The following is a 12,709-nucleotide window of genomic DNA, read 5'->3' as shown; positions in this document are numbered from 1 at the left end:
GGAGCTATGGCGACGACGAAGATCGGTGCGCACATCAACGCCTCCCGGGCGGAGGTCTACCGGCTGCTGCTCGACGGCGAGGCGGTGCGGATGTGGATGGTGCCGGACGGGATGGCCAGCGAGGTGCATCGCTTCGAGGCGGAGGTCGGTGGATCGTTCTCCATCACGCTGATCTACGACGAGGTCGTCGGCGAGGGCCGCACGATTCCGCAGCACGACGCCTACTTCGGAACCTTCCGGCAGCTGGTCCCCAATGAGCAGGTGGTCGAGGTCCTCGAGTTCGTCACCGAGCAGCCGGAGATGACCGGCGCGCAGACGGTCACCTTCACCCTGACCGACGAGAACGGCGGCACCCGTCTCGATGTCCTGCACGAGGGCGTGCCGCAGGGGCTGACTCCGGCCGACAACGAGGTGGGCTGGCAGATGGCGCTGCGCAAGCTGGTCGCCCTGGCCGAACGCGGCACGGTCGACTGATCCCCCGCTGGCGCGGGGCCGGTTTCGGCGTCAGCGGACCGTAAAGACGCGTCCCTACAGTGGAGGAATGTCGTCGCCGGCTCGACACCCGTCCACCGTCGCGGACTACGACGATGCGCGACGGCGGGCCCGGCTGCGCGAAACCCGCCTCGGTCACCGGTGGCGCGCCTGGCGCCGGACCAGGCTGACGATGGTGCGGTGCGCGCTGGTCGTGGTGGCGGTGCTGGCGGTGTTCGGGCAGTACTGGCGCTATGACGTCGCTCCCGAACGTGAACGGCTCGCGCACACCGCCCCGGCCCTGCTCCCGGTGGCACCGCCGTTCACCGACGACGGCTGGGACACCGCCGTCATCGATCTGGTCGGGCTGGGCGGGCTGAACGCGGCGCCCACCGCGGCCGCGCTGCCCTCGCTGCGGCATCTGGGCGTGGTGTGGGGTGTGCGGTACGACAACGCCGGTATCGACACCAAGGTCATCGCCGACATGATCGTGGGCGCCACCCAGCGGGCCGGGGTGCGCGACATCGTGCTGGTCGGCCACAGTATGGGCGGGGTGATCGCGCTCGAGGTGGCCCGGCACATCCATCTCGGCAGCGACCGCAGGCTGGTCGCGGTGCTGCTGGACTGCACGCCGGTGGACCTGGACGCGGTGCGGCCGGAGAGCCGGGGCCGCGGCACCGACCTGGTCCGCTACATGGGCTGGCTGCCGGGGGCGCGGGAGAGCCGCCTGTTACGCATGGCGGTGGAGACGACCGCGCGCCAGGATCGGTTCGTGCGGCCGGGCCGGGGAGTGCTCCCGCGCGTCGACCTCGGTGCACTGCGCGGGGTGATCGGGGAAGTGTTGCGCGACAAGATCTTCTCGCGGGACGCGGCGAGTAACGGCCTGATCGAGGCGCAGTTCCTGGCGATCGTCGCGGGTGGCGCGGCGGGAGATCTGCGGGCGCTGGGCCGGGAGTACCCGGACAAGCAGCGCCCGGCGATCGTGTTCATCCGGCCCCGCGACGGCAACCGGGACCGGGTCGTGGATGTCGACTACTCCCATCGCGTGCTGATCGAGCTGTCCGGCGGGGTCGACGGCACGCTGCTGGTGGTGCGGCCGCGGGAGATCGAGCACGCCGACCCGCGACAGCGGCCCGCCGAGTACAACGCGATCATCGAGTCGCAGGTGCTGCCGTTCGTGCAGCGCTATCAGCGAGCGAACCCGCCATGACCGACCGGCGCGCGATTCGAATCACGCTAAGGCTAAAGGTATTAGCGCACCTCCGTAGTTGCTTCAATCCGAGCTGTGCACCGACCGAATCCTGTTCTGCCCGGCCTCCGTGGCCGTGCCACCGCCGCGTTTCTCGCGGTGGCAACCTTCGCGACCCTCGGCCTGAGCGGGTGCTCGGGCGGTGGCGAGACACCGGTCGGCACCCCGGACGCGCCGCTGCCGACAGAGGTTCCGCCGGGCACCACGCTGGTGGTCGCCGATCAGCAGGAGCGGTTGCAGTCGGCGCTGCGGCTCTCCGGTGAGCTGGACAAGCTGCCGTTCAAGATCGAGTTCGCGAACTTCGTCGGGGGGCCCGCGATCCTCGAGGCCTTCCGGGCGGGGGCGGCCGATGTCGGCCAGGTCGGTGACGTGCCGCCGATCCATGCCCTGGCCGCCGGGCAGGACGTGCCGATCGTCGGCTCGTACCAGACCAACCCACAGGCGCTGAAACTCGCGGTGGCGCCGGGGCGTTCGATCACGAAGCTCACGGATCTGAAGGGCAAGAAGATCGCCTACGCCGAGGGCACCGCGCAGCAGGCGGCCGTGCTCAAGGCGCTCACCAAGGCCGGGCTGAGCACCGGTGACGTGCAGCTGGTCCGGTTGCAGCTGGCCGAGTTCCTCGATGCCGTGCGCACCGGCCAGGTCGATGTCGCCCCGCTCATCGAGCCGAACGTCACCCGGCTGCTGCGCACCGCGGGCACCTCGGTGATCGCTGACGCGGAGACCGCGGGCATCTACAGCGGCCTGGCCTACCTGTACGCGCGCCGGGCCGTGGTGACCGATCCGGCCAAGGCCGCCGCCACTCGCGCGCTGGTCGGGGCGTTCGTGCGGGCCTGGCACTGGACCAATACGCATCGCGAGGAATGGGCGACCCGCTACTACGTGGAGAGCCAGAAGGTCAGTGCCGACGACGCCGCGCGGATCGTCGAGTCGCTGGGCACCTACACCTTCCCGCACCTGGACCAGGCACTGGTCGCCCGGCAGCAGAGCACCATCGACGCCATCGACTCCGCGGGCGAGCTGCCCAAGAAGATCACGGCCACCGATGGTTTCGACCTGCGCTTCGACGCCGCGGTCACCGAGGCCGTGACCGCCGCGGGCGCCGCGTTCGGTCCGGCGGCGAGCTGATGGCCACGCTCGACGCGGGCGTGCTGCGCCGGATCCGGGGCACCACGTCGGCACCGGCCGGGGCGCTCGCGCCGCGCGGCCGGGGTAAGCGCAGGCTGGGCCCGGGACGGCCGATTCCGTTCGGTTTCGCGCTCGGCCCGGCGCTGCTGATCGCCGTGTGGGTGGTCGGGTCCGCCGTCGGGGGCATCGACCCCGAGACGCTGCCCGCGCCGTGGACCGTCGCGCAGACCGCGGGGGATCTCCTCGCCGACGGCAGGCTGCAATCCAATCTGCTGACCTCGCTGCGACGCGCGGTGATCGGGCTCGGTCTCGGCGTGCTGATCGGTGTGGTGCTGGCCCTGGTGGCCGGGCTCAGCCGCCTCGGCGAAGCGGTCGTCGACGGGCCGGTGCAGATCAAGCGCGCCATCCCGACGCTGGCGCTGATCCCGCTGTTCATCGTGTGGTTCGGGATCGGCGAGGAGATGAAGCTGATCGTCATCACGACCAGCGTGCTCATCCCCGTCTACATCAATACCCACGCCTACCTGCGCAGTGTGGACGCGCGGTATGTGGAGCTGGCCGAGACGGTGGGGCTGTCGCGGTGGGGTTTCGTGCGGCGCATCGCGCTGCCGGGGGCGCTGCCGGGCTTCTTCCTCGGGCTGCGGCTGGCGGTGACCATCTCCTGGCTGGCGCTGGTTGTGGTGGAACAGGTCAACGCGACCAGCGGCATCGGTTACCTGATGACCCAGGCGCGCACCTACGGGCAGATCGACGTGATCGTGGTCGGCCTGGTGATCTACGGACTTCTCGGACTCTTCGGCGATCTCGCCGTGCGGGCCACGGAACGGAAGGTGCTGGCATGGCGACAGACACTGGGCGACTGAGCCAGGAACGTGTTGTGGTGCGCACCCGCGCGCTGACCAGGGGTTTCGGGACGCGGGTCGTGCTCGACGGGATCGACCTCGAGTTCCGGCGCGGCGAGTTCGTGGCCCTGCTGGGACGCAGCGGTTCGGGCAAGAGCACGCTGCTGCGCGCGCTGGCCGAGCTCGACACCGAGGTGCCGGGCTCGGGCGAGCTGAGCGTGCCCACCCAGCGGGCGGTGGTGTTCCAGGATTCGCGGCTGCTGCCGTGGTCGCGGGTGCTCGACAATGTCGTGCTCGGGCTGACCGGCCGTGACGCGAAGGAACGCGGCCGGTCGGCACTGGCCGAGGTCGGCCTGGCCGGACGTGAGAACGCCTGGCCGCGTGAGCTTTCCGGTGGCGAGCAACAGCGGGTGGCGCTGGCGCGCTCGCTGGTGCGGGAACCGGAACTGCTGCTGGCCGACGAACCCTTCGGCGCCCTGGACGCGCTGACCCGCATCCGGATGCACGCGCTGCTGCAGGCGCTGTGCGCGGCGCACCGGCCCGCGGTCTTGCTGGTGACCCACGACGTGGACGAAGCCGTTCTGCTCGCCGACCGGGTACTGGTCCTCGACGAGGGCCGCATCGCGATCGACCAGCGCATCGACACCCCGCGCCCGCGCAGGCACGCGCATCCGGAATTCATCCGGTTGCGCGAGGTCCTGCTCGCGGGCCTCGGCGTCGACACCACCGAATTCGAGAAAGTGAAGCAGGCATCATGAGTGCGCCCCGGCAGCTGAGTCTCAATGCGTTCATCTATCCGTCCGGTCATCACGAGGCGGCCTGGCGGCATCCCGACAGCAGGCCGGACCGGATCTACGACGTGTCCTACTACCAGGAGATCGGGCGTACTGCCGAGGCGGCGAAGCTGGACGCGGTGTTCTTCGCCGACGGGCCCGCCCTGCGTACCGATGTGCGCCACAACGCGGCGCCCGGGCTGGAACCGATCACATTGCTCACCGCGATCGCCGCGGCGACAACGCATCTGGGCCTGATCGCCACGGCGTCCACCACCTACTACGAGCCCTACAATCTGGCCCGGCTGTTCTCCTCGCTCGACCACATCTCCGGTGGCCGGGCGGGCTGGAACATCGTCACCACCGGCACCGATCTGGCGGCGGCCAACTTCGGCCTCGACCGGCACCCCGATCACGCCGAACGCTATGCCCGCGCACGGGAATTCGTGGACGCGGTGGTGGCGCTGTGGGACAGCTGGGAGGACGACGCGATCCTGCTCGACCGGGCGGCGGGCGTCTACGCCGACCCGGACAGGATCCACCCGATCGACTTCGTCGGCGAACACCTGCGGGTGCGCGGGCCGTTCAATGCCGCGCGCACGCCGCAGGGGCATCCGGTGCTGGTGCAGGCAGGGGCCTCCAACGAGGGGCGAGCGTTCGCGGGCAAGTACGCCGAAGCGATCTTCACCGCGCATCAACGGCTTTCGGACGCGCAGGCGTTCTACGCCGATATCAAGGGCAAGGCCGCCGAGTACGGGCGCACGGCGGAACAGGTGAAGATCCTGCCGGGGATCAGCCCGTTCATCGCCGACACCGAGGCGGCGGCGCTGCGGCTCGAGCGGGATTTCAACGAGCTCACCGTGCCCGAATACGGGCTCGGGCAGCTGGAATCCATCACGGGGACCTCGCTGCGGTCGCTCGCGCTCGACGAGCCGGTGCCGGTGGAGACCTTCGCGGGAGCCGGTGATGTCACCGACAACGCGCGCAGCCGGTTGCAGGTGGTGGCGGGAATCGTCGAACGGGAACGGCCGACGTTGCGTGGGCTGCTGCACCGGCTGGCGGGGGCGCGCGGGCACCGGGTGTTCGCCGGGACGCCCGAGCAGGTCGCCGACACGATCGAGGAGTGGTTCACCCAGGGCGCGGCCGACGGTTTCAATGTGATGCCGCCGTACTACCCCGGTGGGCTGGAGATCTTCGCCGAGACGGTCGTGCCGATCCTGCAGGAGCGCGGGCTGTTCCGCACCGAGTACAGCGGGACCACGCTGCGCGATCACTTCGGGTTGACCCGCCCGGAGAGCCGGTTCGCCCGTTCCGCCACGCTCGCGGGATGAGGGCCGCTCTCCCCGCCGGAGGCGGTCGAGACGCCGCCGAGTGGCGGTGCGCGGTCACAGCCGGATCAGCTTGTGCGCGTCTCGCGGTCGACGGGTCGACGCGGTGACGCTGACGGGACGACCGGAATCCGCCGACAACGGGGTGCGGGAGGAGCCACGCACCCGGTTGCGGTCGATGGCGCTGGCGGTGTTCGTGCCGTCGGCGGTGTACGGGATCGGTTCCGGCGCCGCGGCGCCCATGTTGCCGCTGCACGCGCTGGAACTGGGCGCGTCGGTGGGGACGGCGGGGGTGGTGGTCGCCATGATGGGCTTCGGGCTCATCCTGGGCGACCTGCCCGCCGGGTGGCTGGTGGCGCGGACGGGGGAGCGGCGGGCCATCGCGCTGGGGTCGCTGGTCTGTGCGCTCGGGCTGCTGATCGCCATCCTCGCGCCGACTATCGCGGTGTTCGCGCTGGGGCTGCTGATCAATGGTGCCGCGGGCGCGGTGTGGGGGCTGGCCCGGCAGACCTATGTCGTGGCCGTGGTGCCCGGCGCGGATCGGGGACGGGCTTTCTCGGCGCTGGCCGGGTGGATGCGGTTCGGGTTCTTCACCGGGCCGTTCCTCGGCGCGGGGGCCGTGCACTGGCTCGGGCCGGTCGGCGGGCTGTGGATCCAGTTCGTGGCGACCGTCCTCGGTGGCGTGATGGTGTTCGCCATGCCGGAACCCGGCGGTGCGCCCGCGGTGGTCAGCGATCACACGATCCGGTCGGTGGTGGTGCAGCACCGCAGGCTGCTGGGCACACTCGGGCTCGGTGCGCTGCTGATGGGCGCGGCGCGGGCGGCACGCCAGTCGCTGCTGCCACTCTGGGCGGTGCACATCGGCGCCGACGCGGCCACCACCAGCCTGGTGTTCGGTATCGCGGGCGCGGTCGACGTGCTCATGTCCTATCCCTCGGGCATCCTCCTGGACCGCTACGGCCGCCGCGCCATCGGCGTCCCCGCCATGATCGGCTTCGCTATCGGCTACGCGGTACTGCCGTTCGCCGGGTCGGTGGGCGGGCTGACCGCCGTCGCGGTGCTGCTCGGTTTCGCCAACGGACTGAGCAACGGCGTGATCATGACCGTCGGTGCCGATGTGGCCCCACCCGGTCAGCGCGCCGAATTCCTCGGCGCCTGGCGGCTCACCCACGACATCGGCATGTTCGCCGGACCGATCGCGGTCGGCGCGATCAGCGCGGTGACGGTCCTCGGCGCGGCCGCGGGTGCTCTCGCGATCGCCGGGGTGGGGGGTGCCGCGGCGATGTACCGCTGGTTCCCCGGCCGGGTACACGCGCCGGTTTCGGTGGTGGAGCCAGGTGGTACCGGGTTACGGCACGTCGCTGACCAGCGGTGACGTGCCCTGCTCGGCGGTGGCGGTGGTGCCCTGCCACGCGGCCGGGGTGACCGGTTCAGCGGACGCGGGAGCCGAGGATGCTGCGCACACCGGCGATGAACAGTTGCAGGCCGAAGTCGAAGCGGGCGGTGGCGTCGGGGGTGTCCAGGAGCGGGGAGGAATCGTCGGGGAGGGCGCCCGCGGAGTCCATCTGCATGCGGGACTGTTCGTCGACGGTCTGGCCGAGGACGTAGTAGAGCAGGGTGAAGGCGGTGAGTTCGGCCTCCTCCCTGGTCATTCCGGCCCGGATGACGATGCCCGCCAGCCGTTCGCGGGCCTTGCTGGTGGTCAGGCGGGAGGCGTAGGTGGCCGAGACGAGCTCGGCGCCGTCGCGGTAGGCGAGCAGGCAGTCGCGCAGGCGATGGGCCAATTCGGTGACCTGGCCCTGCCATTCGGTGGCCGCCACCGGCTCGTCCATCGGGGCCAGGATCCGGTCGGCGACCGCGCCCAGCAGAGTCTGCTTGTCCTTGACGTGCCAGTACAGCGCGCCGGGCTGCACCTGCAGCGACCCGGCCAGCCTGCGCATGGTCAGGTCGGCCAGGCCGTACTGGTCCAGGATCTCGACGGCGGCATCGACCACATCCGTCTTCCGCAGTTGCACGCGCGTCCTTCCGTCCGATTCGCCGACCCGGGTGTGATGGCTCACTCCCAGCCGCTACCCTATCCTGAACACCGTTCAAGTCGCGCGGCCACGCCGGGTGGATCACCCCTGCCGACCGCGCGTACCCCCGACGAAGGGACAACACGTCGTGACGCAGGCACCCGTCCAGACCGACATTCTGGCCATCGCCCGTGCACAGGTGCTCGAGCGCGGCGAGGGCCTCACCGAGGAGCAGACCGTCGAGGTGCTGCGCCTGGGTGACGACCGCCTGGAAGCGCTGCTCGAGCTGGCCCACGAGGTACGCATGAAGTGGTGCGGCCCGGAGGTCGAGGTCGAGGGCATCATCAGCCTCAAGACCGGTGGCTGCCCCGAGGACTGCCACTTCTGCTCGCAGTCGGGCCTGTTCCAGTCGCCGGTGCGCGCGGCCTGGCTCGACATCCCCAGCCTGGTCGAGGCGGCCAAGCAGACCGCCAAGACCGGCGCCACCGAGTTCTGCATCGTGGCCGCCGTGCGCGGTCCGGACGCGCGCCTGATGGCCCAGGTCGCCGCCGGTGTGGAGGCCATCCGCAACGAGGTCGACATCCAGGTCGCCTGCTCGCTGGGCATGCTCAACCAGGAGCAGGTCGACCAGCTCGCCGCCATGGGCGTGCACCGCTACAACCACAACCTCGAGACCGCCAAGTCGCACTTCCCGAAGGTCGTCACCACGCACACCTACGAGGAGCGCTGGGACACCCTGCGGATGGTGCGCGAGGCCGGTATGGAGGTGTGCTGCGGTGGCATCCTCGGCATGGGCGAGACCATCGAGCAGCGCGCCGAATTCGCCGCGCAGCTGGCCTCGCTCGAGCCCGACGAGGTGCCGCTGAACTTCCTCAACCCGCGCCCCGGCACCCCCTTCGGTGACCTCGAGGTGCTGCCCGCCGCCGACGCGCTGCGTGCCATCGCCGCCTTCCGCCTGGCACTGCCGCGCACCATCCTGCGTTTCGCGGGCGGTCGCGAGATCACCCTCGGCGACCTCGGCGCCAAGCAGGGCATGCTCGGCGGCATCAACGCCGTCATCGTCGGCAACTACCTCACAACGCTGGGCCGTCCGGCCGAATCGGACCTCGACCTGCTCGGTGAGCTGAAAATGCCGATCAAGGCGTTCAACGACACCCTCTGACGCGACGGCACAGTAGGGTGACAGACATGGACGAGCGCTACAACCCGTTCACCGGCAAGCGGATCGTGCCCGGTCTCGACGACGCGACGCCCGCCGCCGCGGCACTCGGGCTCGAACCGCCCCGCTTCTGCGAGCAGTGCGGCCGCCGGATGATCGTGCAGGTGAGCCCCGACGGCTGGTGGGCCAAGTGCTCCCGGCACGGGGTCATCGAATCGGCGCAGCTGGAACGCCGCTAGTGCTCGGCGCGCAGCCGCGTCCGGAGGTGTTGCGGCGCGAGGTGATCGGGGTCGGCGTGGTCGTCGGCCTCGTCCTCGTGGCCGGTGCGGTCGCCGGGGTCGTGTGGGGTGTGCTCGCGCCGACCCAGCGGGTGCGGGTGACCACTCCGGAAAAGGGGATCGCCCTCACCGGCGAGAGCATGCACCTCTTCGACGGGGTCGCGATGTTCCTGTGTCTGGGCGCGGTGGTCGCGGTGCTGAGTGTGGCCGCGGCCTGGCGGGTGCGCGGCGCGCGCGGGCCCGCGCTGGTCGTCGGGCTGCTGGCGGCCTCGGGACTCGGTGCGGCCGTGATGATGTGGGTCGGGGAGTGGGTGGCCGGAATGCGGCACCCGCGTCCCGACGATCCCGTGGTCGGGCAGATCGTGACGCTGCCCGCCGAGGTGGGCACCGATCTGGTGCTGCTCGTGCAGCCGCTGCTGGCCGCGCTGGTACTGCTGTTCCTTGCCGCGCTGCATCCGCGCACCGATCTCGGTTCGGGCACCACGGGTTTGCTCGGTGACCTGCGACCGGACGGATTCGACGACTATCCGGCACCGGTGCCCGCCGGGGAGTATCGGCCCAGCGGCGATTTCGACGCGAGTCCGCAACCGCGCGCCTGAGCCCCTCCCGATCGCTACCATCGCGAGTATTCGCAGGTGGGCGGCTCGGGAGGAGCGGTCATGGGATTCATCGGTGGCGGCCCGGTCGTCGAGGAACTGGACGCGAAATTCTGGCGGCTCACCGAACCGCTCACCTATCAGGGCGCGGTCGAAACCTTCACCGTGCCCGCCGGATTCCGCACCGACTTCGCCTCGGTGCCGCGGGCGCTGGTCTGGCTGATCCCCCGCTACGGCGCCTACACCCGGGCCGCGATCCTGCACGACTATCTGTGCCGCGGCGACGAAGTGGGCCGGGCCGACGCCGACGGCATCTTCCGGCGGTGCCTGCGCGAGTTCGGGATCTCGGTGCCGCGGCGCTGGATGATGTGGGCGGCGGTGCGGTTGGGCTCGCATCTGCGCGGCGCCTCGGCCGTCGATGTGCTGCGCTGGCTGCTGATCGCGCTGCCCTCGCTGGTCTTCCTGGCCCTGCCGGTCACTGTGGTGACCACCTTCCTGCTGCTGTTCTGGCTGGTGGAACTGGCCTTCTGGGCGCTGAGCCGACTCGGCAAGCGCACCACCGCGCCGCCGCCGACACCACAGATGAAGACCGCGTAGCTGCCCTGTGATTCACCCGGAACGGGCGATGCCGGTGGCCGGTGGGCGCTCTAGCGTCGGGAGCGACAGTGGTCCGCTCACCGCCAGGAGGCCTCGATGCGCATGCCCGGTCAGGCGCCCGCGCCCGCGGAACCACAGTGGTCGATCCCGCGCGGGCTGATCGTGCTGTTGTCGGTGGCCGCGGCGGTGGTGGCGATCGCGGGGATGAAGGCGTTCGCCGGGGTGATCGGGCCGACCTTCCTCGCGCTCATGCTCACCATCGCGGTGCAGCCGGTGCAGGAATGGGCGCGCCGCCGCGGCTGGCCCGCCTGGCTGGGGATGCTGATCGCGCTGTGCGCGGTGCTGTTCATCGTGCTCGGCCTGGTCGGGGCGCTGGCGCTGTCGGCGTATCAGCTGGCCTCGCAGCTGCCCGAATACGCGGGCAGGCTCGACGATCTGCTCGGCTACGCGCGGGATCTGCTCGCGGATCTGGGGGTGAGCAGCGACCAGATCCAGAAGGCGCTGCACAACATCGACATGAGCAAGCTCGTCGGGCTCGTCGACGATCTGCTCGGCGGGGCGATCGGGGTGTTCTCGAATCTGTTCTTCGTCATCGCGCTGCTGCTGTTCATGGCGGTGGACGGGATGAGTATCCGGCAGCGGATGGTGGTGGTCGCGCGGGAGCGGCCCGCCATCGCGCACGCGATCGGCGAATTCGCCTACGGTACCCGCAAATACCTGGTGGTCTCGACGGTGTTCGGCGCGATCGTCGCGGTGCTCGACGGTGGGGCGCTGTGGCTGATGGGGGTGCCGCTGCCGCTGCTGTGGGCGCTGCTGTCGTTCATCACCAACTACATCCCGAACATCGGGTTCGTCATCGGCGTGATCCCGCCCGCGCTGCTGGCGCTGCTGGACAGCGGGCCGATGCTGATGCTGTGGGTGATCGTCGTCTACTCGGTGATCAACTTCGTGATCCAGTCGATCATCCAGCCCAAATTCGTCGGTGACGCCGTCGGATTGAGTGTCACCCTGACCTTTATGTCACTGGTGTTCTGGGCCTGGGTGCTCGGCGGGCTCGGGGCCATCCTGGCCGTCCCGCTGACGCTGCTGGTGAAAGCCCTGCTGCTCGATATCGATCCGTCGACCCGCTGGGCCGATGTGCTGATCGGCGCCCCGCTGAACAAGAAGGAACTCGCCGCGGAGAAGGAGTCGCCGTGACTCCCGCCCGCTCGGCGCCGAATCCGGTCACGCAGGGGTCGCCGGGGGCGTCACCATGCTGGTCGTGGTGCTGCTGCTCGTGTCGAGCACGCTGTCGATCCTGCGCGGGATCGCCCTGATCGCCGGTGATCAGCTCGTCCGGGTTCCCGGCTACGCACGGAAAACCACTGGCGCCCACCACGGCCCATCCCTACCGTGAACCGGTCACCATTCCCGGGGGAGGACCCACATGCGCACCACCGACCACCAACCCACCGACCACCCCACCGAACGCCCCGACCTCACCGCCTGGCGCCACCGCCACGCCCTGCGCACCTCCAGCGCCGCCACCCCGGTCCCGAGCGCCCGCACCTACCGCCGCTCCGAGAAACACCGAAACCGCAGATACGAGTAGGTTTCGAACCGCTACTGTGTTGCGCAACAGCGTAGCGGCAATAGCGTAGGGTGGGTCTCATGTCGGCCCCGTGTAACAAGCCGGAACGGCTGGTCAGCGCCGATGAATTCCTCGCGGGTACGCCGGAGGACTTCGGTGACATCCATGACGGCGTGCTCCTCGAGTGTATGGCACAGTCGCCCGAACACGATCTGGTCGTGCGCCGACTGGTGGGTGCGCTCGAATACGCCATCGATCCGGACGGGCCCTGCCGCGAGGTGCACAGCGACACCCCGATCCGGCTCGCGGACGGCGATTCGGCGGACGAGACTCGTCGCCTACGCGTCCGCTACCCCGATGTGCTGCTGCGTGATTGCGGACCCGGTCCCTACGATGTCCGGACGGTCGCCGAGCAGGTCCTGCTGGTCGCGGAGATCACGTCGGAAGGCACCGTCGACGCCGATATCGGCATCAAGCGCGCACTGTATGCCCGCGCCGGGATACCTGTCTATCTCATCGTGCATTTCGACAAGGACTGGCAGCAGATCACCGAGATCGAGGAATGCCGACTCGATTGGTCGGGCCGCCGATACGTCACTCGGCACACCCATACCGACGCGCTCGTGCTGACCAGTCCGGTCTCGCTGGCGGTGACGTTCGCCGATCTCCAGAGCCGACTGCCCCGGCGTCGCTGAGCGGGCGC

16 protein-coding genes are annotated in these 12,709 nt (G+C 70.2%); 15 read left to right on the top strand and 1 reads right to left on the bottom strand.

Translation table 11 applies throughout. The annotated features are described in order from the left end of the window. The 7 genes from WA675_RS22905 to WA675_RS22875 form a co-directional block, all read left to right on the top strand. A partial coding sequence (locus tag WA675_RS22905) for an SRPBCC domain-containing protein (RefSeq protein WP_336086926.1) occupies positions 1-474 on the top strand: 474 nt, incomplete at its 5' end. Positions 475-541: 67 nt separating this feature from the next. Then, positions 542-1,681 (top strand): alpha/beta hydrolase, encoded by a 1,140-nt coding sequence (locus WA675_RS22900; RefSeq protein ID WP_336086925.1) that lies wholly within the window; start codon positions 542-544, stop codon positions 1,679-1,681. A gap of 138 nt (positions 1,682-1,819) precedes the next feature. Beyond that, positions 1,820-2,848: an ABC transporter substrate-binding protein gene (locus tag WA675_RS22895; RefSeq protein WP_336086924.1), complete on the top strand. Its 1,029-nt coding sequence runs from the start codon at positions 1,820-1,822 to the stop codon at positions 2,846-2,848. Next, entirely contained in the window at positions 2,848-3,711 is an 864-nt protein-coding gene (locus WA675_RS22890; protein WP_336086923.1) for an ABC transporter permease, read from the top strand. The genes WA675_RS22895 and WA675_RS22890 overlap by 1 nt, the downstream gene beginning before the upstream one ends. After that, complete coding sequence (locus tag WA675_RS22885) at positions 3,687-4,448, top strand: ABC transporter ATP-binding protein (protein ID WP_336086921.1); 762 nt, start codon at positions 3,687-3,689, stop codon at positions 4,446-4,448. The genes WA675_RS22890 and WA675_RS22885 overlap by 25 nt, the downstream gene beginning before the upstream one ends. Continuing rightward, positions 4,445-5,794, top strand: coding sequence for an LLM class flavin-dependent oxidoreductase (locus WA675_RS22880; RefSeq protein WP_336086920.1), 1,350 nt, complete (start codon positions 4,445-4,447; stop codon positions 5,792-5,794). The genes WA675_RS22885 and WA675_RS22880 overlap by 4 nt, the downstream gene beginning before the upstream one ends. Positions 5,795-5,897: 103 nt before the next feature. After that, positions 5,898-7,166 carry an MFS transporter gene (locus WA675_RS22875; protein WP_336086919.1) on the top strand — a complete coding sequence of 423 codons (1,269 nt, stop codon included), beginning with the start codon at positions 5,898-5,900 and terminating at the stop codon, positions 7,164-7,166. Between the two features lie 55 nt (positions 7,167-7,221). Here the strand turns inward: WA675_RS22875 and WA675_RS22870 are convergent, their stop codons facing one another. After that, a complete protein-coding gene (locus tag WA675_RS22870; RefSeq protein ID WP_336086918.1) occupies positions 7,222-7,806 on the bottom strand; it encodes a TetR/AcrR family transcriptional regulator C-terminal domain-containing protein in 585 nt (194 codons plus the stop codon). 148 nt (positions 7,807-7,954) lie between these two features. Between WA675_RS22870 and bioB the strand changes: the two genes are divergently transcribed. From bioB to WA675_RS22830, 8 genes are all read left to right on the top strand, one after another. After that, the gene (gene bioB, locus WA675_RS22865) at positions 7,955-8,968 is read left to right on the top strand and encodes a biotin synthase BioB (protein ID WP_336086917.1); all 1,014 of its coding nucleotides are present in this window, start codon (positions 7,955-7,957) and stop codon (positions 8,966-8,968) included. A gap of 26 nt (positions 8,969-8,994) precedes the next feature. Continuing rightward, positions 8,995-9,204, top strand: a complete 210-nt coding sequence (gene bsaP / locus WA675_RS22860; protein WP_278266003.1) for a biotin synthase auxiliary protein BsaP — start codon at positions 8,995-8,997, stop codon at positions 9,202-9,204. Then, entirely contained in the window at positions 9,204-9,842 is a 639-nt protein-coding gene (locus WA675_RS22855) for a DUF2567 domain-containing protein (RefSeq protein ID WP_336086916.1), read from the top strand. Before bsaP ends, WA675_RS22855 begins: the two co-directional genes overlap by 1 nt. Positions 9,843-9,902: 60 nt before the next feature. Beyond that, positions 9,903-10,436 carry a DUF1353 domain-containing protein gene (locus tag WA675_RS22850; protein WP_336086915.1) on the top strand — a complete coding sequence of 178 codons (534 nt, stop codon included), beginning with the start codon at positions 9,903-9,905 and terminating at the stop codon, positions 10,434-10,436. A 96-nt stretch (positions 10,437-10,532) separates the two neighbouring features. Continuing rightward, complete coding sequence (locus tag WA675_RS22845; protein ID WP_336086914.1) at positions 10,533-11,633, top strand: AI-2E family transporter; 1,101 nt, start codon at positions 10,533-10,535, stop codon at positions 11,631-11,633. Positions 11,634-11,697: 64 nt separating this feature from the next. Continuing rightward, complete coding sequence (locus WA675_RS22840) at positions 11,698-11,832, top strand: hypothetical protein (protein ID WP_336086913.1); 135 nt, start codon at positions 11,698-11,700, stop codon at positions 11,830-11,832. 30 nt (positions 11,833-11,862) lie between these two features. Continuing rightward, positions 11,863-12,027, top strand: coding sequence for a hypothetical protein (locus tag WA675_RS22835; protein ID WP_336086912.1), 165 nt, complete (start codon positions 11,863-11,865; stop codon positions 12,025-12,027). A gap of 59 nt (positions 12,028-12,086) precedes the next feature. Continuing rightward, the gene (locus WA675_RS22830) at positions 12,087-12,701 is read left to right on the top strand and encodes a Uma2 family endonuclease (RefSeq protein ID WP_336086910.1); all 615 of its coding nucleotides are present in this window, start codon (positions 12,087-12,089) and stop codon (positions 12,699-12,701) included. The last annotated feature ends 8 nt before the right edge of the window (positions 12,702-12,709 follow it).

The sequence above is a fragment of the Nocardia sp. SSK8 genome (genome assembly GCF_037034205.1).
Lineage (GTDB): Bacteria > Actinomycetota > Actinomycetes > Mycobacteriales > Mycobacteriaceae > Nocardia.
The sequence above is the reverse complement of the archived record's forward strand: the minus strand, read 5'-3'. Positions and strand labels throughout refer to the sequence as shown.

Excerpts from the sequence above, each read along its gene's own strand:
- WA675_RS22900 (WP_336086925.1), top strand. The coding sequence starts at position 542 with ATGTCGTCGCCGGCTCGACACCCGTCCACCGTCGCGGACTACGACGAT.
- WA675_RS22890 (WP_336086923.1), top strand. The coding sequence starts at position 2,848 with ATGGCCACGCTCGACGCGGGCGTGCTGCGCCGGATCCGGGGCACCACG.
- WA675_RS22885 (WP_336086921.1), top strand. The coding sequence starts at position 3,687 with ATGGCGACAGACACTGGGCGACTGAGCCAGGAACGTGTTGTGGTGCGC.
- WA675_RS22880 (WP_336086920.1), top strand. The coding sequence starts at position 4,445 with ATGAGTGCGCCCCGGCAGCTGAGTCTCAATGCGTTCATCTATCCGTCC.
- bsaP (WP_278266003.1), top strand. The coding sequence starts at position 8,995 with ATGGACGAGCGCTACAACCCGTTCACCGGCAAGCGGATCGTGCCCGGT.
- WA675_RS22850 (WP_336086915.1), top strand. The coding sequence starts at position 9,903 with ATGGGATTCATCGGTGGCGGCCCGGTCGTCGAGGAACTGGACGCGAAA.
- WA675_RS22845 (WP_336086914.1), top strand. The coding sequence starts at position 10,533 with ATGCGCATGCCCGGTCAGGCGCCCGCGCCCGCGGAACCACAGTGGTCG.
- WA675_RS22835 (WP_336086912.1), top strand. The coding sequence starts at position 11,863 with ATGCGCACCACCGACCACCAACCCACCGACCACCCCACCGAACGCCCC.
- WA675_RS22830 (WP_336086910.1), top strand. The coding sequence starts at position 12,087 with ATGTCGGCCCCGTGTAACAAGCCGGAACGGCTGGTCAGCGCCGATGAA.